The following is a 20,963-nucleotide window of genomic DNA, read 5'->3' as shown; positions in this document are numbered from 1 at the left end:
CTAGCAGGAAGAAGATCACGCGGGGGAGAGGGCCGGGCGGAAGGACCCGTACGCGGAGAGGAAGCGCCCGTACGCGGAGAGGAAGCGCCCGTACGCAGAGGGGACGTGCCCGTGCGCAGTGCGGACGTGTCCGTACACGGAAAAGGAGCGGCGGCCCGGGGGATCCCCGGACCGCCGCTCCTTCTGGACGTACGGTCGTCAGCGCGCCGCCGCGCTCCGCCGCTGCCGGATCAGCCCGACCACGATCAGGACCACCGTCAGCCCGCCGGTGGCCAGCAGCTGGTCGCGCGTGTCGGGCTGGCGGAGCATCAGCACGAAGATTCCGGCCATCGCCAGCAGTGCGCCCACCGTCGCCACCGGGAACAGCCACATCCGCACCACCAGCTTCTCCGGCGCCTCGCGCTCGGTGCGCCCGCGCAGGACCAGCTGGGAGAGAGCGATGAAGATCCAGACGACCAGGATCACCGCGCCGATCATGTTGAGCAGCCACGGGAAGACGTCGTCGGGCCGCCAGTAGCTCAGCAGCACGCAGAGGAAGCCGAAGACCGAGGAGGCCAGCACCGCGTTGCGCGGCACCCCGGACGAGATCCGGCCGAGCACCTTCGGGCCCTGACCGCGCGCCACCAGTGAACCCGCCATCCGGGAGGCGCCGTAGATGTTGGCGTTCATCGCCGAGAGCAGCGCCACCAGGATCACCACGTCCATGATCCGGCCGGCCGCCGGGATGCCCAGGTGGTCGAGGGTCGCCACGTACGGGCCCTTCTCCACGACCTTCGGGTCGTCCCACGGCACCAGCACCACGATGACCGCCATCGACCCGACGTAGAAGAGCGCGATCCGCCACATCGCGGTACGGACCGCCTTCGCGACCCCGCGCACCGGGTTCTCCGACTCGGCCGCCGCGATGGTGACCGTCTCCAGCCCGCCGTACGCGAAGACGGAGGCGAGCAGCCCGATGATGAACCCGTTCGCCCCGTGCGGCAGGAAACCGCCGTCACCGCTGAGGTTGGCGGAGCCGGGGGCGTCCACGTCGGGCAGCACCCCGGTGATCGCCAGCACACCGAGGATCAGGAAGAGCGAGATGGCGGCGACCTTCAGCGCGGCGAACCAGAACTCGAACTCGCCGAAGTTGCGCACCGCCGCCAGGTTGGTGCCCAGGAGCGCGGCCATGAAGAGCGCCACCCACATCCACTGCGGGGTACCCGGCAGCCAGCCCGTCACGATGTCCGCCGCGCCGATGCCCTCCAGCCCGACCGCGACCGAGAGCAGCACCCAGAACGACCAGCCCGCGGTGAACCCGGCCCACGGCCCGAGCGCCCGCTCGGCGTGCACGGAGAAGGAGCCGGACGCCGGGTTGGCGGCCGACATCTCGCCGAGCATCCGCATCACCAGCATGACCAGCAGCCCGGAGACCGCGTAGGCGACGACGATCGACGGGCCCGCCGAGGCGATGCCCGCGCCCGAGCCGACGAAGAGCCCGGCGCCGATGACCCCGCCGAGCGCGATCATCGACAGATGGCGCTGCCGGAGGCCGTTGCCGAGCGAGGAACCGTCCGGGGCGGCGGCCTGCGCGTCGGGCGGTACGGCGGCCTGGGTGGGGGACCCGGTGGGCGCCGGCGGACCGGCGGCGGGGGAGGAGGTGGGGGTGCGGGGCATCGACGAGCTCAGTTCGGTCGGCGGGCCCGAGGGCGGGTCCGCGAGGGTGGTCGAGCCGCTGACCAGGGGATTTCCTGGGTTGGGGGTGGCGGCCCGGGGGACTCCTCAATCTGACCGGATGGACCGCCCACCGGGCAGAGGTGTCCGCAATGCGGTCACCGGATTCGCACACCACGCACACCCGGCCGCCCCGCCGGACCGTCGTGGAGCCCGGTCAGTGCCCCGCCGACGCGCCCCGCCGCGCCCTGGACCCACGTACCCACGCGACCAGCAGCACCAGCGCCGTCGCCCCCGCCGACCAGAGCACCTGCCCGCGCGCGGAGTCGTCGGCGAGCATCAGCACGAGCACCGCGAACAGCGCCACCAGCGTCAGCCAGGTCAGATACGGGAAGCACCACATCCGCAGCACCGGCCCCCGCTCCGGGCCCCGCGCCGCGGCCTCCCGGTCGAGGCGCGGGCGCAGCCGCAGCTGGGAGAGGGCGATCAGCGCCCAGACGAACAGCAGCACCGCCCCGACCGAGTTGAGCAGGTAGAGGAAGACGGTGTCCGGCCACTCCAGATTGAGGAGTACGGAGACGAAACCGAAGGCCACCGAGGCGAGCACCGCCCGCCGCGGCACCCCGCCGCCGTTCCTCGTCGCCCCCGACACCTTCAGCAGCCCGCGCGGCGCCTCGCCCCGCTCGGCCAGCGAGAAGATCATCCGCGAGGAGCCGTAGAGGTTCGCGTTGAGCGCGGAGAGCAGCGCCACGAAGATCACGACGTTCATGATCTGCCCGGCGGACGGCACCCCGATCGAGTCCAGCACCTTCACGTACGGGCTCAGCCCCGACTGCTGCGCGGTCCACGGCAGCACCGTCACGATCACCAGCATCGAGCCGACGTAGAAGAAGAGGATGCGCACCACCGCGCTGCGCACCGCCCGCCCCACCGCGCGCGCCGGATCGTCGGTCTCGGCGGCGGCGATGGTGAGGACCTCCAGGCCGCCGAAGGCGAAGACCACCGTCAGTACCCCGGAGAGCACCCCGCTCCAGCCGTTCGGCAGGAACCCGCCCCGGCCCGTGAGGTTGGTCAGGCCCACCGGATCGGTGTCCGGCAGCACCCCGAAGGCGGCGAGCGTCCCGAGCACCAGGAAGGCCACGATCGCGCAGACCTTCAGCGCGGCGAACCAGAACTCGAACTCGCCGAAGTTCTTCACCGCGGTGAGGTTGGCCGTGGTGAAGACCACCATGAAGAGCAGCACCCACGCCCACGGCTCGACCGCCGGCACCCAGCCGTGCGCGATCTGCGCCGCCGCCGTCGCCTCCACGGCCAGCACCACCACCAGCAGGAACCAGTAGAGCCAGCCCACACTGAACCCGGCCCAGCGCCCCAGCGCGCGTTCCGCGTGCACGGAGAAGGATCCCGAGGCGGGCATCGCCGCCGACATCTCCCCGAGCATCCGCATCACCAGCATCGCCAGGGCGCCCGCGATCAGGTACGACACGATGATGGCCGGTCCCGCGACCGCGATTCCGGCGCCCGAACCGACGAACAGCCCCGCCCCGATCACCCCGCCGAGACCGAGCATCGTCAGATGCCGTTGCTTGAGCCCGTGGGAGAGGGGCTCGGCGGGGGCGGGGGGCGGTGGTGCGTCGCGCATGGGGGGTGAGGCCGCTCTGAGTCGATTTAGTGGAGAACCTACAGCGTCTCACGGAGCGAGACGGCCCCGAGGAACGCATCTGCGCTGCACGCGCCGGAGTGATGAGGCTCACGCCGAGGCGTGGTTGCCCCAGCGTCTTTGTGTGAACCTCACCAAGTCACGGCCCGGCCCTTTGTGGGCGACACACGGTGATCAACGGCAGGCCCTTCGACTAACGTCAGCCGCAGGCTCGCCTTTTCGGCTCCAGCCCTCCCGTCCGTCCCGCCCCACCCTCACCCGCGGAGTCCCGATGAGCACTGCTGCCGCCCCCGTCCGTACCGGAGTGGTCCTCGCCGACCTGCTGCCCGCGGTCCGGCACCGCGCCGCCGTCGACACGGCCCTCGTCATGGGCGGCGCGGCCCTCACCGGTCTCGCCGCGCAGATATCGGTCCCGATCCCCGGCTCCCCGGTCCCCGTCACGGGCCAGACCTTCGCCGCGCTCCTCATCGGCACCGCGCTGGGCGCCCGCCGCGGCTTCCTCTCGCTCGCGCTGTACGCGATCGTCGGCATGGCGGGTGTGCCGTGGTTCTCCGGCGGCACCTCCGGCGCGGGCGGTGCCACCTTCGGCTACGTCCTCGGCATGCTGCTCGCCGCGACCGTCGTCGGCGCCCTCGCCCGCCGGGGCGGCGACCGCTCCGTGCTGCGTACCGCGGGCACCATGGTGGTCGGCTCCGCCGTCACCTACGCCGTCGGCGTCCCCTACCTCGCCCTCTCCACCGGCATGTCGGCGAGCGCCGCCATCGCTGCCGGCCTGACGCCCTTCCTCATCGGCGACGCCGTGAAGGCCCTGCTGGCGATGGGCGCGCTGCCCGCCTCCTGGAAGCTCCTCGGCCGCCGCGGCTGAACCCTTCCCGTACCACCCCCGCCTTTCCGTACCACCCCGAAAGGCCCACCGGACGCGTTCCGGTGGGCCTTTCGCGCTGTTCCCGTACGAGGTCAGTCCTTCGTCGGCGCCTTGCCGCCGCGCCGCCCCCGTACCGGCGTCAGTCCCGCGCCGTCACCCGGCGCCCGCGCCGTTCCCGTACCAGCGACACCGCGACCACCACCGCCGCGACCAGCAGCGACAGCAGCACCTGCTCGCGGCCCGCGTCGTCGGTGAGCATGTAGACGAGGACGAACGAGATCATCGCGATCGTCGCCCAGGTCAGATAGGGGAAGAGCCACATCCGCACGACCGGCTTCCCGGGCGACTCGCGCTCGATCATGGGGCGCATCCGCAGCTGGGTGAAGCAGATGACCAGCCAGACGAAGAGCGCCACCGCCCCCGAGGAGTTCAGCAGGAAGGCGAAGACGGTGTCCGGCCACTGGTAGTTGAAGAAGACCGCCACGAAACCGAAGACGACCGAGGAGAGGATCGCCGCCTGCGGGACGCCCCGCTTGTTCACCCGGGTGAAGGCGCGGGGCGCGTCGCCCCGGCCGCCGAGCGAGTAGGCCATCCGGGAGGCCGTGTAGAGACCGGAGTTGAGGCAGGAGAGCACGGCCGTCAGCACGATGACGTCCATCACCTGCCCGGCGTGCGGGATGCCGATGGAGTCGAGCGCGGCGACGTAACTGCCCTTCTCCACGATCGACGGGTCGTTCCACGGCAGCAGCGTCAGCACCACGAGGATCGAGCCCAGGTAGAAGATCGCGATCCGCCAGATGACGCTGTTGGTCGCCTTCGACACGGCGCGCCGGGGGTCCGCGGACTCACCGGCGGCGAGCGTGACGATCTCGCTGCCCATGAAGGAGAAGACCACCATCAGCACCCCGGTCAGGATCGCCCCCGGCCCCTTCGGCAGGAAGCCGCCGCTGTCGGTGAGATGGGCGAACCCGGAACCCGCGTTGTCGGAACCGGGCAGCAACCCGAAGACCGCGAGCAGCCCGACGATCACGAAGGCGCCGATGGCGACGACCTTGATTCCGGCGAACCAGAACTCGAACTCGCCGTAACTGCCGACCGAGATCAGGTTCGTGGCGGTCAGCACGGTCATCACGATCAGCGCCCACCCCCACTGCGGTACGGCCGGCACCCAGCTCTCCAGGATCGCCGCCCCCGCCGTGGCCTCCACGGCGAGCACGACCACCCAGAAGAACCAGTACAGCCAGCCGATGGAGAACCCCGCCCAGCGCCCGAGCGCCTGGTCGGCGTAGGCGGAGAAGGACCCCGAGCTGGGCCGCGCGGCCGCCATCTCGCCGAGCATCCGCATCACCAGCACCACCATGGTGCCGACCAGGGCGTACGAGACGAGGATCGCCGGACCGGCGGCGGCGATGCCCGCGCCGGAGCCCACGAAGAGGCCCGCGCCGATCACCCCGCCGATGGCGATCATCGAAAGGTGCCGGTTCTTGAGCCCGGCCTTCAGCTCGCCGCCCGTGCCGCCGGAGTCTCCCGGGCCACCCGCACCTCCGGCATCGGCCGCCGCACCTTCCGGCTCGCCGCCCGGCTCCCTCACCGTGGTCCCCGACGTCATGGATGGACTCCTCACGTGGTCCGGGCGGACCGTGAGGAACCGCCCCTGCCTCCGCGGCGGTTCCGGTGACGATCCGGCCGCCACCCCGCGAAGGGCTCCGACCCCGCTGACGGCTACCCTGTCGCGCTCGTGCCACACTTTCCGGCATGCGCGTGTACCTCGGATCGGACCATGCCGGCTACGAACTCAAGAACCACCTCGTCGAGTGGCTGACGGCCCACGGCCACGAGGCCGTGGACTGTGGACCCCACATCTATGACGCCCAGGACGACTACCCGCCGTTCTGCCTCCGCGCCGCCGAGAAGACGGCCGCGGACCCGGACAGCCTCGGCATCGTGATCGGCGGCTCCGGCAACGGCGAGCAGATCGCCGCCAACAAGGTCAAGGGCGTCCGTGCGGCGCTGGCCTGGAGCGAGCAGACCGCCGCCCTCGGCCGCGAGCACAACAACGCCAACGTGGTGGCCATCGGCGGCCGGATGCACTCCCAGGAGGAGTCCACCAAGTTCGTCGAGATCTTCCTGAACACGCCGTACTCCAACGAGGAGCGCCACTCCCGGCGCATCGAGATGCTCGAGGCGTACGAGGAGACCGGCGCGCTCCCGCCGATCCCCGCCCACCACCCGCAGCAGGGCTGATCCCCAGGGCTGCACCCGCCGACCACCCACCGTGCCGCCAGGCCACCAGGCCCTGGCGGCACCTCCGTTTCCGCCGCCTTCCGCACCCGTCCTGCGCCCGCCTTCCGCCCGTCCCGCGCCGGCCTTGGGGCCTTCCGCCCGTCGTGCGCGCGCGTCCCGCGACGGGAAGTCCCGCCCGCTTTCCGCTCGTTTCCCGCCTGTTTCCGCCCGTCAGGAGAAGCCGCCCGTGCCCGAGGGACACACCATCCACCGCCTCGCCGCCGACCACCGCGAGCGGTTCGCCGGGCGGCCGGTGCGGGTCAGCAGCCCGCAGGGCAAGTTCGCCGACAGCGCGGCGCTCCTCGACGGCCAGGTGCTCGACGCCGTCGACGCCCACGGCAAGCACCTCTTCCTCGGCTTCGGCGCCACCGGCTGGGTCCACATCCACCTCGGCCTCTTCGGGAAGCTCGGCTTCGGTACGGTCCCGGCCCCGCCGCCCTCCGACACGGTCCGCCTCCGGCTGCTGGGCGACGGCCACTACGCCGATCTGCGCGGCCCCACCACCTGCGCCCTGGTCACCGAGCCCGAGAAACAGGCGATACACGAGCGCCTCGGCCCGGACCCGCTGCGCGCCGACGAGGACGGCACCCGCGCCTGGCAGCGGATCTCCCGCAGCCGGATCACCGTCGCCGCCCTGCTGATGGACCAGAAGGTCGTCTCCGGCGTCGGCAACGTCTACCGCGCCGAGGTCCTCTTCCGCCACGGCATCGACCCGTACCGCCCCGGCAAGGACCTCACCCGCGCCGAATGGGACGCGATCTGGACCGACCTCGTCCTGCTGATGCGCGAGGGCGTACGGAACAACCGGATCGACACCGTCCGCCCCGAGCACCTGCCCGAAGCGATGGGCCGCCCGCCCCGCGTCGACGACCACGGCGGCGAGGTCTACGTCTACCGGCGCGACCGCCGCCCCTGCCACATCTGCGGCACCGACGTCCGCACCGCCGAACTGGCGGCCCGCAACCTCTTCTGGTGCCCCACCTGCCAGAAGCGCTGACCGGGCCCGCGCCGGGCGTACGCCGGTGGCGCCGTGCACCCCGGTCCGCGGGTGACGCCGCGTACCCCGGTCCGCGACGCGCGGGGGGCTCCGCGTACCCCGGTCCGCGCGATCCACCCCGTCGAAAGCATGTTCCCGAAAACCCGCGTCCGGCACCCCGCCCCGGGTGCTCCGGCCCGCCCGGTTCCGGGGGCGTACGCCACGCCTACCAGCCTCTCCGCCGGCGGGACGACCCTATTTCGTACCGCCGCCGACCGGGGTCCCCCTGCACGGGAAGCCGTTCGGTCGATAAGGTCCCGACAATGGCCTCTCGTGACGGAGTGAACGCGCACGTGGCCCGGTGGCGGCGAACGGCCCACCGGGCCCGCATCGCGCTGCGCCGGTCCGGGGTCGACTACTTCCGCGGTGACGGGTCCGACTGGATAGCCTTCGCGGGCCTGCTGCTGACGATCCCGGCCCTCACGGTGGCCACGGTGTGGAACCCGGAATGGTTCTCGCCCACCGCCCTGGTCCTGCCGATCGTCGCCGGCGGCCTGCTGCTCCGCCCCTCCAGCCTGCTCACCCTGTACGCGGTGGCGGCCGGCGCCCTGATCGTCGAGTCCTTCACTCTCGGTACGTCCCCGGCGGACGTCACCGTCACCCCCGGCAACGTCCTCGTGGTCGGCGCCTGCGGCTTCTTCGGGCTGGTGCTCGCCCAGTTCCGGGCCCGGGTCGGAGTGCCCTGGCGGCGCGGCGGCACCATGCTCTTCGACCTGCGCGAACGCATCAGGGTCCAGAGCGCGCTGCCCCGGCTGCCCAAGGGCTGGCACTGCGAGATGTCGCTGCGCCCCGCCGGAGGCCAGTCCTTCTCGGGCGACTTCGTCGTCGCGGCCCGCACCCACGGCGGACGCACGCTGGAGGTCGTCCTCACCGACGTCTCCGGCAAGGGCATGGACGCGGGCTCCCGCGCCCTGCTGCTCTCCGGCGCCTTCGGCGGCCTCCTCGGCTCGCTGCCCCCGCACGGCTTCCTGCCCGCCGCCAACGGCTACCTGCTCCGCCAGGACTGGGACGAGGGGTTCGCCACCTCGATCCACCTGGTGCTGGACCTGGAGTCCGGCGACTACGAGATCCTCTCGGCGGGCCACCCGCCCGCCCTCCAGCTCAACGCCGCCACCGGGCAGTGGGAGGAGAAGGCCGCCGAGGGCCCGCTGCTCGGCGTCTACGACGGAGCGGAGTTCGACGCGGTCAAGGGCTCCCTGGCCTCCGGCGACGTGCTGATGCTCTTCACCGACGGCCTGGTGGAGGCGTCGGACCGGGACATCGCCGACGGCATCGACCGGCTGACCGGCGAAGCCGACCGGTACGTCACGAGCGGCTTCGAGGGCGCGGCCTGGCACCTGATCGAGGCGTGCGCGAAGGACGTCAACGACGACCGCGCCCTGCTGCTGCTCTCCCGCCGGGGCTGAGCGGACGGCTGTCCTTCCGCCGGGGGTGAGCCGGCCCGAACGCGTCCCGCAGCGGGTGGACCAGTCTCCGGATGCGCTCGCCCGAGCTCGTACCGCCGGGCATCAGGCCGATCATGAAGGCGCCGACGGCCTCGGCGACGCCGAACCAAGCCAGAAAAGCGCCTCCCCTGGCGATGAGCGTGTCGGCGTGTCCGATGAGCCCGATCCTTCGGTAGATCGACAAGTCGAGACGGAAGGCAAAGAAGAGGTCAAGGATTCCCCTCTGTGGACGTTGCCGAACGCGCCTCGGGGTGAGCGGCGCCCATGAGCGGGTGGGCGGGCGGCCGATCCGGCCGGAGGCCGGCCGGACGGAGGTGCGGGAGGTGTGGGCAGGGACATATGCGCATGTGCGGGGAGTTCCGGGTCTCCATGTCGATCAATCGCTTCTGGACCGAATGAATTCGGCCAACCCTGGCCCGAACTGAGACCGCCCCGGCGGCCCGGAGGCTCCGGGGCTCCTGCCGCCCGGGAAAGACGAAGACCGGTGCCGCCCGCCCGGAGGGGCGGCGGCACCGGTCTTCGTCTTTCCCGGGGACGGCCCGGCCGGATCAGCGGGTGGCGGGGCTCCGGCGGAACGCCCAGCCCATGTCCGGCTCGGTGGCGAACCGCATCACCCTGCGGACCGGCGGGGTGCACAGCAGCGTCACCGCCGCGGCCGCGACCACGGAGACGACGACCAGCCCCACGGGGCCGGAGAGCCACGCGTTCTCGTCGATCAGCCCCGCGTACTCGGCGCCCCTGATCAGGAAGCCGTGCAGGAGGTATCCGCAGATGGTCCCGCCGCCCAGCACCGTGAACCAGGTCGTCCGGGACGGCACCCAGGACAGGAAACCGACGGTGAGCAGCAGGGCACAGCCGAACATCAGCAGCGTCATCATCACCCCGGACCACCAGGGCGCGCCCAGCTCCTGGGCGCTGTCGCTGCGGTAGAACCAGCCGAGCTGCATGTGCGGGGCCACCACGTACGCGAATCCCAGCGCCCCGGCGAACAGCGGCAACGAGAGCAGCCGCACCTGGCGCCGGCGCACCCAGGCGAAGTGCTCGGGCCTGGCCATGACGCCCAGGACGAAGAACGGCAGGAACTGCAGGACGCGCTGGAGGTCCAGATCGTCTCCGATGCCGGGGCAGACCGAGGCGAGCGCGGCCACGGCGAGGGCGACGGGGAGCGGATGGCGGAGCGTCCGCCACAGCGGGGTGGTCAGCCGCCAGATGAGCAGGGCGGCCAGGAACCAGGTGAGGAAGAGTGGGTCGAGCAGGGTGATCGGGGCGTGCGGCTCGCCGCCCGCGTACCGCCTGAACAGCGAATAGGCCGTCTCGAAGACCACGTACGGGACCACGACCCCGGTGACGAGCCGCTTCATCCGGGCCGGGCTCGCGTCGAAGGACCGGGAGAAGTAGCCGGAGACGAGGATGAACGCCGGCATGTGGAACGTATAGATGATCATGTACAGCGCGCGGGCCGCCCGGCTGTCGCCCATCAACGGTTCCCAGGCGTGCGCCACGGCGACGAGCACGATGGCCAGATACTTCGCGTTGTCGAAGTACGGATCGCGCTTCTTGCCCGCCGGAGCGGCCCCCGACGAGGACGCCGGGGGAGCCTCGGGCGCGGTCGCCGGGAGCGTTCCGGTCGCGGTCGCCGCGGATCTCTGTCCGGGCTCCGGGTCCAGGGTCTCCGGCGGGAGTGCGGCCCTCTGTGTACGGCTCGGAGCAGGAAGCATTCGAAAAACCTAGACCTGTCTTTCGCTTTTCGTTAAGCGCGTCGGAAGCCTCGCGCCTGCCCGCCAATTCGACGCCAAAACCCTTGAGTTATGTCCGCTATGCCGGTCTAATCACCGCCCAAAGCGGGCAAATCGGGCCAGAATTGAGAGGCGTGAATTACCGCACTCTTCCCAACTCCCGCTCCCTGCCGTCTCCCGGCTCCACGGAATGCGCGTGGCCTGTGGGGAGGAAGTGAATTCTTGCCGGGGGCGCCGGAACCGAATCTCCCGGCGGTGCGCGGCGGGGCATGGCGGGCCGGGGCCGCCGTACGGCGCTCCCGCGCGGCCCGGGCGCGGATTTCGCCTCCGGGTCCGGCCGGGGGCTCCCGGGTGTACGGGCGGCACAAATGGCGAGAATCAGCCAGGTCGGTCCGTCACCCGGCGGCGCCACCACGGGAGTTGATGGCACGATGGAGTGAACGGAGGGCGCGCGATGGAGCGCGCCCCCGGGCCGGCAAGGCGGACCGACCTAGGGTGTGAGCAGTCGTGGCCATTTCACTGTCTGTGGTGCTGATGTTGGCGATCATCCTGGTGGTGCTGATCCGCGGCGGATCCATCAAGGCCGGGCCGGCGATCGTCGCGATCCTCTTCGGGTTCTTCCTCGCGTCGACGGGCATGGCGCCCGCCATCAACAGGTTCATGAACTCCATAGCCGACACGATCAACCAGATCAGCTTCTGAGCCGCGAGCGGTCCGCTCGTCCCGCGCTCGAAGACCGCCGCGCCGCCGACCGCCGTCCCCACGGCCGGCGGCGCGGCGCGAGCGCGTACGGGGACCGCCCCCCTAGTGCGGCAAGGCCCGGATGCGGCAAGGGCCCGGATACGCCGAAGGCCCGGTCCGACGTCCGTGGAATCACGGGACGCGGCACCGGGCCTTCGTCATGGAGCGGGCGACGGGAATCGAACCCGCGTAGCTAGTTTGGAAGACTAGGGCTCTACCATTGAGCTACGCCCGCACAAGCGCACCGGCGCCGTGAGCGGCCCCGGGTACGAAGAGCATCGTAGCGGGTCGGAGCCGGTGCCCGCACACCCGTATCCGGGGGCGCACCGGGACGGGGCCGGCCGACTGAAGCGTGTTGCGAAAGTCCCGCGTGTCCGGCGACGCCCGGCACGCACGCTCGCCGCGTTGTCGGGATCACCCCGACATCCAGTACCGGGGCGGCCCTCCGCCTTGCGATCGCACGCACCGGACGCCGCCGGACCCGCCCTCCGGGCGGACGGCGCCACTTTCGCAACACCCTTCAGTGGCGCGCGCCCCGCCTCCTGCCGTACCCGGGGCGGGCCATCTGCCGCAGGGCCACCGGAAAGCGGCGGGAGGGCGCCCTTTCTGCATGTACCCTCTGTGTCGCACCGACGGGGTGTGGCGCAGCTTGGTAGCGCGTCCGCTTTGGGAGCGGAAGGTCGTCGGTTCGAATCCGGCCACCCCGACCACCAGGAAGATCGCATTGGGGGAGTCCTCCCCCTTGCCGTTACTATGCAAATTGCGTGCCCGTGTGTCTGATGAGCCGGGCCGATCCGCGAAGCCGCCGACAGGCGGCGGGCGGGACCCCCCGAAGTCAGCCACCAAGGAGACCGAACCGTGAAGAGCGCCGTGGAGACCCTGAACCCGACCCGGGTTCGGCTCAGCATCGAGGTGCCCTTCGAGGAGCTCAAGGACAGCCTCGACGCGGCGTACAAGAAGATCAACCAGCAGGTCACGGTGAAGGGCTTCCGCAAGGGCAAGATCCCGGCCCGCGTCATCGACCAGCGGTTCGGCCGCGGTGCGGTTCTGGAGGAGGCCGTCAACGACGCCCTCCCGAAGTTCTACACCGAGGCGGTCAACGAGGGTGAGCTGAACGTTCTCGGCCAGCCCGACGTCGACATCACCGAGCTGAAGGACGGCGAGCTGCTCTCCTTCACCGCCGAGGTGGACGTGCGCCCCGAGATCGAGATCCCGGACTACTCCGGCATCGAGGTCACCGTGGACGCCCTCGAAGTCACCGACGAGGACATCGAGAAGGCCGTGGAGCAGCTCCGCGAGCGCTTCGCCTCCACCAACCCGGTCGAGCGCGCCGCCGCCGAGGGCGACGTCGTGACGATCGACCTGCAGGCCAAGGTCGACGGCGAGGTCCTGGAGGACGGCGTGGCCGACGGTGTCTCGTACACCATCGGTTCCGGCGAGCTCCTCGAGGGCATCGACGAGGCCGTCAAGGGCCTGGAGGCCGGTGGCGAGGCCACCTTCACCTCCGAGCTGAAGGGCGGCTCGGCCGAGGGCAAGGAAGCGGAGGTCACCGTCAAGGTCACCGCCGTCGCCGCCCGCGAACTGCCCGAGCTGGACGACGAGTTCGCCCAGATGGCGAGCGAGTTCGACACGCTGGAGGAGCTGCGCGCCGACAGCCGCAAGCGCCTGGAGAACACCAAGCAGTACGACCAGGCCACCCAGGCCCAGGAGCGCGTCCTCGAAGAGCTGCTGAAGCTCGCCGAGGTCCCGATCCCGGAGAAGCTGCTCGCGGACGAGATCAACACCCGCAAGCACAACCTGGAGCACCACCAGCTCGGCCAGATGGGTCTCGACCTGGCGAAGTTCCTGGAGATCCAGGGCAAGACCGTCGAGGAGTTCGAGGCCGAGACCTCGGAGCAGGCCGTCAAGGGCATCAAGACCCAGTTCCTGCTGGACGAGATCGTCAACAAGGAGAAGCTGAACGTCAACCAGGAGGAGCTCACCGAGCACCTCATGCGGCGCGCTGCTTCCTCCGGCATGAGCCCCGACCAGTTCGCCCAGGCCGTCGTCGAGGGTGGCCAGGTGCCGATGCTCGTCGGCGAGGTCGCCCGCGGCAAGGCCCTCGCGCTGGTCGTCGAGGCCGCGAAGGTCACCGACACCAACGGTGAGGTCGTCGACCTGGAGGACGAGGAGGAGACGGCCGAGGCCGCCACCGCCGACTCCGACGAGGCCGCCGCCGAGGAGAAGACGGAGGCCTGAGCCTCCCCCTGATCCGCACGACGGGCCCCGGACGCATCACGCCGTCCGGGGCCCGTCGCCGTACCCGCCGCGGCCGGTACGGCGACGGGGCGGCACGCACGCCCCCCGGGGCGCCGTCGCACACCCCCCGGCGGCACCGCCCGGCCCGGGGGCCCGTAGGCTCCCGGGCGGGGGTCCCCGGGCCGCTCCGGCGCATCCGCGACGAACCCTCAGAACCCTTGTGCGCACTGCGTACCTTGCGCTCCCAGCGAACAGTTGTGGAAGCGGGATGGTCTTGTTCCACCTGCGCGTTAGGGTCCATGAAGAGGAAGGGTCGGGTAGTCCCGGCCCGCCCTGTACGAAGACGCTGAGACGGCCGGAGCCGTCAGAGACGAGCAGGTGGATACGTGACGAATCTGATGCCCTACGCCGCCGGAGAGCCGTCCCTCGGTGGTGGCCTCGGCGACCAGGTCTACAGCCGACTGCTCGGCGAGCGCATCATCTTCCTCGGTCAGCAGGTCGACGATGACATCGCCAACAAGATCACCGCACAGCTGCTGCTCCTTGCCGCCGACCCGGACAAGGACATCTACCTCTACATCAACAGCCCCGGTGGCTCCGTGACGGCCGGCATGGCCGTCTACGACACCATGCAGTACATCCCGAACGACGTCGTCACCATCGGCATGGGCATGGCGGCCTCGATGGGCCAGTTCCTGCTCACCGGCGGCGCCGCGGGCAAGCGCTTCGCGCTCCCCAACACCGACATCCTCATGCACCAGGGTTCGGCCGGCATCGGCGGTACCGCCTCGGACATCAAGATCCAGGCCGAGTACCTGCTCCGCACCAAGACGCGGATGGCGGAGATCACCGCCCACCACTCCGGCCAGACCGTGGAGACGATCATCCGCGACGGCGACCGCGACCGCTGGTACACCGCGGAGGAGGCCAAGGATTACGGCCTCATCGACGAGATCATCACGTTCGCGTCGGGCATCCCGGGCGGCGGCGGCACCGGCGCCTGATCCGGCTCACCCCGGACGGCCCCGCTTCCGCACACACCTCTCGTACGCCAAGAACGTGCGCCGAGAAACCAGCCCACAGAACGCCACCAGGATGGTGAACACCCACATGAACAACTTCCCCGGCGCCTCCGCGAGCGGCCTCTACACCGGCCCGCAGGTGGACAACCGCTACATCGTGCCGCGCTTCGTGGAGCGCACCTCGCAGGGCGTGCGCGAGTACGACCCGTACGCGAAGCTCTTCGAGGAGCGCATCATCTTCCTCGGCGTGCAGATCGACGACGCCTCGGCCAACGACGTCATGGCGCAGCTGATGTGCCTGGAGTCGATGGACCCGGACCGCGACATCTCGATCTACATCAACAGCCCCGGCGGCTCGTTCACCGCGCTCACCGCGATCTACGACACGATGCAGTTCGTGAAGCCGGACATCCAGACGGTCTGCATGGGCCAGGCGGCCTCCGCCGCCGCCGTCCTGCTGGCCGCCGGCACCCCCGGCAAGCGCATGGCGCTCCCGCACGCCCGGGTGCTCATCCACCAGCCGTCCTCGCAGACCGGCCGTGAGCAGCTCTCCGACCTGGAGATCGCCGCCAACGAGATCCTGCGCATGCGCACCCAGCTGGAGCAGATGCTGGCCAAGCACTCGACGACCCCGCTGGAGAAGATCAGCGAGGACATCGAGCGCGACAAGATCCTTACCGCCGAGGAGGCTCTGGCGTACGGTCTGGTGGACCAGATCGTCTCCACCCGTAAGACCTCGGCCGGAGCCCAGGTCTGACGTCGGTCTTTTCCCCTTGGCACGCACATACGACCGGCCTTTGGCCGTGTGAACCGTGCCAAGGGGGGCCCGAACGGGGGGCCAGGCAAGGTACCGTCGAAGAGAGGCACCAGGAGTCGCTGAACCAGGCGTCTCCCAGGCGAAGGGGAAGCACCTCGTGGCACGCATCGGTGATGGCGGCGACCTGCTCAAGTGCTCGTTCTGCGGAAAGAGCCAGAAGCAGGTGAAGAAGCTCATCGCGGGACCCGGTGTGTACATCTGCGACGAGTGCATCGATCTCTGCAACGAGATCATCGAGGAGGAACTCGCCGAGACCTCGGAAGTGCGCTGGGAAGAACTTCCCAAGCCGCGCGAGATCTACGAGTTCCTGGAGGGGTACGTCGTCGGGCAGGAGCCCGCGAAGAAGGCCCTCTCCGTCGCGGTGTACAACCACTACAAGCGGGTCCAGGCCGGGGAGAACGGCGGCGGCTCGGGTCGCGACGACGCGATCGAGCTGGCCAAGTCGAACATCCTCCTGCTGGGCCCCACGGGCTCCGGCAAGACACTGCTGGCGCAGACACTGGCCCGCATGCTCAACGTCCCGTTCGCCATCGCCGACGCGACGGCGCTGACGGAGGCCGGCTATGTCGGCGAGGACGTCGAGAACATCCTGCTCAAGCTGATCCAGGCGGCCGACTACGACGTCAAGAAGGCCGAGACCGGGATCATCTACATCGACGAGATCGACAAGGTCGCCCGCAAGAGCGAGAACCCGTCGATCACGCGCGACGTCTCGGGCGAAGGCGTGCAGCAGGCGCTGCTGAAGATCCTGGAGGGCACCACCGCCTCCGTGCCGCCGCAGGGCGGCCGCAAGCACCCGCACCAGGAGTTCATCCAGATCGACACGACGAACGTCCTGTTCATCGTGGGCGGCGCCTTCTCCGGACTGGAGAAGATCATCGAGTCCCGGTCCGGCGCCAAGGGCATCGGCTTCGGCGCGACGATCCGGTCCAAGCTGGAGATCCAGGCGAGCGACCAGTTCCAGGAGGTCATGCCGGAGGACCTGGTCAAGTTCGGCATGATCCCCGAGTTCATCGGCCGCCTCCCCGTCCTCACCTCGGTCCACAACCTGGACCGCGAGGCGCTCCTCCAGATCCTCATCGAGCCGCGCAACGCCCTGGTGAAGCAGTACCAGCGGCTCTTCGAACTCGACGGTGTGGAGCTGGACTTCGAGCGCGAGGCGCTGGAGGCCATCGCCGACCAGGCGATCCTGCGGCAGACCGGCGCCCGCGGCCTGCGCGCCATCATGGAGGAAGTCCTCCAGTCCGTGATGTACGAGGTCCCGTCCCGCAAGGACGTGGCCCGCGTGGTCATCACCCCGGACGTGGTCCGCAACAACGTGAACCCCACGCTGGTCCCGCGCGAGCCGCGCGCGATCGGCAAGAACGACGGCGGCCGACACGAGAAGTCCGCGTAACTCCCGCTCGCAGCAACGCCCGAGGGGCCCGTCCGCACCGACCGTGCGAGCGGGCCCCTCGGGCGTCGTACCGAGCCGATCCCTCCGGCGCCGACCGGACCCCTCCGGGCGGGACGGAACTCTCCGCGCTGATCAGATCTTGGTGCGCCCGGTGTTGTAGAGCTTCGCCGCGAGGGCCGCCGTCTCGTCCCGGCTCATCGGCTTGTTGGTCATGGCGCCGCCGATGTCGAAGCCGATCACGATGCCCACGGTGCTGTAGTCGGCCCAGACGCAGACCGGAATGATCATTTCCTTGGGGCCGTTCGCGGCGGTGCCGTCGGCCTTGTCGTTGATCATCTTGGCGTTCTGGCACTTCATCAGAGCGCCCTTGAAACCGGCCGGCTTGACGTCCTCGGGACTTCCGACCAGCGCCCCCCCGTTGGAGTCGCCGAGCTCCGCCTTCTTCGCGGCGCTCGCGAACGACGCGTCGATGACCTTCGCGGGATCGGCGATCTCGCCCCAGCTCCCCTCCAGGAGGAGCATCTTCGTGGTGAGCGGGTTCTTCTCCAGGTCACCGCTCACGTACGTGGTGCTGACCTGGCTGGGGTTCTTGATCCCGATGGCCTCGGCGTCGGTCTTGTCCTTGCCGGTCATCGGGGCGCCGGGCTTCGCGTCCGTGGTGTCCTGCTTGTAGTCGTCCACCGAGGCCGGCGGCGTGATCTTGTACCCCTTGGTGGAGTCCGCGACATCGCTGTTCGACCCCGAGGTCAGCAGATACGCCCCGCCCGCGACGACCGCCAGCACCACGACGACGGCCGTCACGATCAGGCCGGTCCGCTTCTTCTTGGGCTGCTCGAACAGGGGTACGCCCGGCTGCCCCGGGAAGCCCGGCTGGCCGCCGTGCGGGGGCGTGGGCGGCTGCTGCCCGTACGGGGGAGTGGGCGGCTGCTGCCCGTACGGTCCGGGCTGCTGGGCGTACGGTCCGGGCTGCTGGCCCTGGGGGTAGCCGTAGCCCTGCGCCGGCGGGGCCGGGGGCTGCTGCGGCGGGACACCCTGGGGGGCCTGCTGGGGGTAGCCGTAGCCGGGCTGTCCGCCCTGCGGCGGCTGGCCGTACGGGCCCGGCTGCTGACCGTACGGTCCGGGCTGCTGGCCGTAGGGTCCGGGCTGGCCCTGCGGCGGCGGGCCGCCGTACGGTCCCGGCTGGTCGTTGCTCATGACGCTGTCCCCTCCAGAATGCTTATGCGTTTCGAACATCCTGGCGGAAGCGGCTCCGGAGTTGGGCGCCCGAGGGCACACCGTTACGGAACAAACCGGTTTCGGGGCACGACTGTGACAGCCCTAAACTGTCTCCGTGACCGAGAACGCAACGCATACGCCCGCCAGCAACCCCGAACTGCCGACCCAGTACGCGCCGGCCGAGGTAGAGGGGCCGCTGTACGAGCGCTGGGTGGAGCGCGGTTACTTCACGGCGGACGCGTCCAGCGAGAAGCCGCCGTACACCATCGTCATCCCGCCGCCGAACGTCACCGGCGCCCTCCACCTCGGCCACGCCTTCCAGGTCACGCTGATGGACGCGCTGACCCGGCGCAAGCGGATGCAGGGCTTCGAGACCCTCTGGCTGCCCGGCATGGACCACGCCGGCATCGCCACCCAGAACAAGGTCGAGCAGCAGCTCGGCGAAGAGGGCAAGTCCCGCCACGACATCGGCCGTGAGGCGTTCACCGAGCGTGTCTGGCAGTGGAAGGAAGAGTACGGCGGCCGCATCCTCGGCCAGCTCCGTCGCCTGGGCGCCGGTCTCGACTGGTCGCGCGAGCGGTTCACCATGGACGAGGGCCTCTCCCGCGCCGTCCAGACGATCTTCAAGCGGCTCTACGACGACGAGCTGATCTACCGCGCCGAGCGCATCATCAACTGGTGCCCGCGCTGTCTGACCGCGATCTCGGACATCGAGGTCGACTACCAGGACGACGACGGCGAGCTCGTCTCCCTGCAGTACGGCGAGGGCGACGAGACCCTGGTCGTGGCGACCACCCGGGTCGAGACGATGCTCGGCGACACCGCCGTCGCCGTCCACCCCGAGGACGAGCGGTACGCCCACCTCATCGGCAAGCACATCAAGCTCCCGCTCACCGACCGCACCATCCCGGTCGTCGCGGACACCCACGTCGACCCCGAGTTCGGCACCGGCGCGGTCAAGGTGACCCCGGCGCACGACCCGAACGACTTCGCCATCGGCCAGCGCCACGGCCTGGAGTCGCTCACGGTCATGGACGAGCGCGGCGTCATCACCGTGCCCGGCCCCTTCCAGGGACTCGACCGCTTCGAGGCGCGCTCCGCCATCGTCGCGGCCCTGCGCGAGCAGGGCCGCGTCGTCGCCGAGAAGCGCCCGTACGTCCACTCCGTGGGCCACTGCTCGCGGTGCAAGACGACCATCGAGCCGCGGCTCTCCCTCCAGTGGTGGGTCAAGGTCGAGACGCTCGCCAAGGCCGCCGGCGACGCGGTCCGCGACGACCGGGTCACGCTGCACCCCAAGGAGATGGAGAAGCGGTACTTCGACTGGGTCGACAACCTCAACGACTGGTGCATCTCGCGCCAGCTCTGGTGGGGCCACCGCATCCCCGTCTGGTACGGCCCCGAGGGCCAGGTCGTCTGCGTCGGCCCCGACGACGAGGCGCCCACCGGCGAGGGCTGGACGCAGGACGAGGACGTCCTCGACACCTGGTTCTCCTCCGGCCTGTGGCCGTTCTCCACGCTCGGCTGGCCGGAGGAGACCCCGGACCTGGAGAAGTTCTACTCGACCGACGTCCTGCTCACCGGCCACGACATCATCTTCTTCTGGGTCGTCCGGATGATGATGTTCGGCCTCTACGCCATGGACGGCGAGATCCCGTTCAAGACCGTCGCCCTCACCGGTCTGGTCCGTGACGAGTTCGGCAAGAAGATGTCGAAGTCGAACCCGAACGCGGTCGACCCGCTGACCTGGATGGACGCCTACGGCTCCGACGCCGTCCGCTTCACCCTGGCCAACGGCGCCAACCCCGGCGCCGACGTGCCGATCGGCGAGGACTGGGTCAAGGCGTCCCGCAACTTCGCCAACAAGATCTGGAACGCCACCCGCTTCGCCCTGATGAACGGCGCGACGGTCGACGGCCCGCTGCCGGACGCCGCCACCATGACGGCCACCGACCGCTGGATCCTCTCCCGCCTCAACAAGACCGTCGCGGAAGTCGACCGGTTCTACGAGGACTACGAGTTCGCCAAGGTCTCCGACGCCCTCTACCACTTCGCGTGGGACGAGGTCTTCGACTGGTACGTCGAGCTGTCGAAGACCACGTTCTTCGCGGGCGGCGAGCAGGCCAAGGTCTCCGGCCGGGTCCTCGGCGAGGTCCTCGACGTGACGCTGCGACTGCTCCACCCGATCGTGCCGTTCGTCACCGAGACGCTCTGGACCACCCTCACCGGTGGCGAGTCCCTCGTCGTCGCCGACTGGCCGAAGGACTCCGGCTTCCGCGACCAGGCGGCCGAGGCCGAGATCGCGCTGGTCCAGCAGGTCGTCACCGAGGTCCGCCGCTTCAAGGGAGACCAGGGCGTCAACCCCGGCCAGAAGGTCCCGGCCCGGCTGACCCTGACCGGCACGGCGCTGGCCCCGCACGAGGCGGCCATCCGCCAGCTGCTCCGCCTCCAGCCGGCGGAGGAGGGCTTCAACGCCACCGCCACCCTGCCGGTGGCCGGTGCGCAGGTCGCCCTCGACCTCTCCGGGACCATCGACGTCGTGGCCGAGCGCAAGCGCCTCACGAAGGACTTGGGCGCCGCCGAGAAGGAGAAGACGCAGGCCAACGCCAAGCTCGGCAACGAGGCCTTCCTCGCCAAGGCGCCGGACAACGTGGTCGAGAAGATCCACACCCGGCTCGCCAAGGCGAACGCCGACATCGAGCGCATCACCGCCCAGCTGGCGAACCTGCCGCAGGGCTGATCTCCCGGCCGAGGCCCCCGCACCCCCACGACCGGGGCGCGGGGGCCTCGGCCGTGTCCGACCTCGATCCGCCGGACACCACCTCGCCGGACACCGCCGTACACCAGCCCTCCGGCCCC

15 protein-coding genes and 2 tRNA genes are annotated in these 20,963 nt (G+C 70.4%); 11 read left to right on the top strand and 6 right to left on the bottom strand.

Going from position 1 to position 20,963, the window contains the following annotated elements:
- Positions 1-198: 198 nt before the first annotated feature.
- Both OG599_RS11190 and OG599_RS11185 read right to left on the bottom strand, forming a co-directional pair.
- The gene (locus OG599_RS11190; RefSeq protein ID WP_327175828.1) at positions 199-1,656 is read right to left on the bottom strand and encodes an amino acid permease; all 1,458 of its coding nucleotides are present in this window, start codon (positions 1,654-1,656) and stop codon (positions 199-201) included.
- 214 nt (positions 1,657-1,870) lie between these two features.
- Positions 1,871-3,295 carry an amino acid permease gene (locus tag OG599_RS11185; protein WP_327175827.1) on the bottom strand — a complete coding sequence of 475 codons (1,425 nt, stop codon included), beginning with the start codon at positions 3,293-3,295 and terminating at the stop codon, positions 1,871-1,873.
- Between the two features lie 289 nt (positions 3,296-3,584).
- Between OG599_RS11185 and OG599_RS11180 the strand changes: the two genes are divergently transcribed.
- Positions 3,585-4,178 carry a biotin transporter BioY gene (locus OG599_RS11180; RefSeq protein ID WP_327175826.1) on the top strand — a complete coding sequence of 198 codons (594 nt, stop codon included), beginning with the start codon at positions 3,585-3,587 and terminating at the stop codon, positions 4,176-4,178.
- Between the two features lie 139 nt (positions 4,179-4,317).
- On the opposite strand, the gene OG599_RS11175 is transcribed toward OG599_RS11180, so the two are convergent.
- Positions 4,318-5,787, bottom strand: a complete 1,470-nt coding sequence (locus OG599_RS11175; protein ID WP_327175825.1) for an amino acid permease — start codon at positions 5,785-5,787, stop codon at positions 4,318-4,320.
- A gap of 146 nt (positions 5,788-5,933) precedes the next feature.
- Between OG599_RS11175 and OG599_RS11170 the strand changes: the two genes are divergently transcribed.
- The 3 genes from OG599_RS11170 to OG599_RS11160 all read left to right on the top strand — a co-directional run bounded on the left by OG599_RS11170 (position 5,934) and on the right by OG599_RS11160 (position 8,903).
- Positions 5,934-6,422, top strand: coding sequence for a ribose-5-phosphate isomerase (locus OG599_RS11170; protein WP_327175824.1), 489 nt, complete (start codon positions 5,934-5,936; stop codon positions 6,420-6,422).
- Between the two features lie 226 nt (positions 6,423-6,648).
- Positions 6,649-7,458 carry an Fpg/Nei family DNA glycosylase gene (locus tag OG599_RS11165; protein WP_327175823.1) on the top strand — a complete coding sequence of 270 codons (810 nt, stop codon included), beginning with the start codon at positions 6,649-6,651 and terminating at the stop codon, positions 7,456-7,458.
- 302 nt (positions 7,459-7,760) lie between these two features.
- Positions 7,761-8,903: a PP2C family protein-serine/threonine phosphatase gene (locus OG599_RS11160; RefSeq protein WP_327175822.1), complete on the top strand. Its 1,143-nt coding sequence runs from the start codon at positions 7,761-7,763 to the stop codon at positions 8,901-8,903.
- A 587-nt stretch (positions 8,904-9,490) separates the two neighbouring features.
- Here the strand turns inward: OG599_RS11160 and OG599_RS11155 are convergent.
- Entirely contained in the window at positions 9,491-10,660 is a 1,170-nt protein-coding gene (locus OG599_RS11155) for an acyltransferase family protein (protein WP_327175821.1), read from the bottom strand.
- A gap of 525 nt (positions 10,661-11,185) precedes the next feature.
- Between OG599_RS11155 and OG599_RS11150 the strand changes: the two genes are divergently transcribed.
- The gene (locus OG599_RS11150) at positions 11,186-11,380 is read left to right on the top strand and encodes a hypothetical protein (protein ID WP_327175820.1); all 195 of its coding nucleotides are present in this window, start codon (positions 11,186-11,188) and stop codon (positions 11,378-11,380) included.
- A 200-nt stretch (positions 11,381-11,580) separates the two neighbouring features.
- Here the strand turns inward: OG599_RS11150 and OG599_RS11145 are convergent.
- Positions 11,581-11,654 (bottom strand) — tRNA-Gly (locus OG599_RS11145).
- A 398-nt stretch (positions 11,655-12,052) separates the two neighbouring features.
- Here OG599_RS11145 and OG599_RS11140 point away from each other — a divergent pair.
- From OG599_RS11140 to clpX, 5 genes are all read left to right on the top strand, one after another.
- Positions 12,053-12,129, top strand: a tRNA-Pro gene (locus OG599_RS11140).
- 148 nt (positions 12,130-12,277) lie between these two features.
- Entirely contained in the window at positions 12,278-13,657 is a 1,380-nt protein-coding gene (gene tig / locus OG599_RS11135; protein ID WP_327175819.1) for a trigger factor, read from the top strand.
- A 398-nt stretch (positions 13,658-14,055) separates the two neighbouring features.
- The gene (locus OG599_RS11130) at positions 14,056-14,661 is read left to right on the top strand and encodes an ATP-dependent Clp protease proteolytic subunit (RefSeq protein WP_327179998.1); all 606 of its coding nucleotides are present in this window, start codon (positions 14,056-14,058) and stop codon (positions 14,659-14,661) included.
- 91 nt (positions 14,662-14,752) lie between these two features.
- A complete protein-coding gene (locus tag OG599_RS11125; protein WP_327175818.1) occupies positions 14,753-15,436 on the top strand; it encodes an ATP-dependent Clp protease proteolytic subunit in 684 nt (227 codons plus the stop codon).
- Positions 15,437-15,593: 157 nt separating this feature from the next.
- Positions 15,594-16,892 carry an ATP-dependent Clp protease ATP-binding subunit ClpX gene (clpX, locus tag OG599_RS11120; protein WP_327175817.1) on the top strand — a complete coding sequence of 433 codons (1,299 nt, stop codon included), beginning with the start codon at positions 15,594-15,596 and terminating at the stop codon, positions 16,890-16,892.
- Between the two features lie 132 nt (positions 16,893-17,024).
- On the opposite strand, the gene OG599_RS11115 is transcribed toward clpX, so the two are convergent.
- The gene (locus OG599_RS11115) at positions 17,025-18,086 is read right to left on the bottom strand and encodes a hypothetical protein (protein ID WP_327175816.1); all 1,062 of its coding nucleotides are present in this window, start codon (positions 18,084-18,086) and stop codon (positions 17,025-17,027) included.
- Between the two features lie 136 nt (positions 18,087-18,222).
- Here OG599_RS11115 and OG599_RS11110 point away from each other — a divergent pair, with 136 nt between their 5' ends.
- Positions 18,223-20,844, top strand: a complete 2,622-nt coding sequence (locus tag OG599_RS11110; protein WP_327175815.1) for a valine--tRNA ligase — start codon at positions 18,223-18,225, stop codon at positions 20,842-20,844.
- The last annotated feature ends 119 nt before the right edge of the window (positions 20,845-20,963 follow it).

This window comes from Streptomyces sp. NBC_01335 (assembly GCF_035953295.1).
Classification (GTDB): Bacteria; Actinomycetota; Actinomycetes; order Streptomycetales; family Streptomycetaceae; genus Streptomyces.
This window is presented reverse-complemented; position numbering and strand designations above follow the sequence as displayed.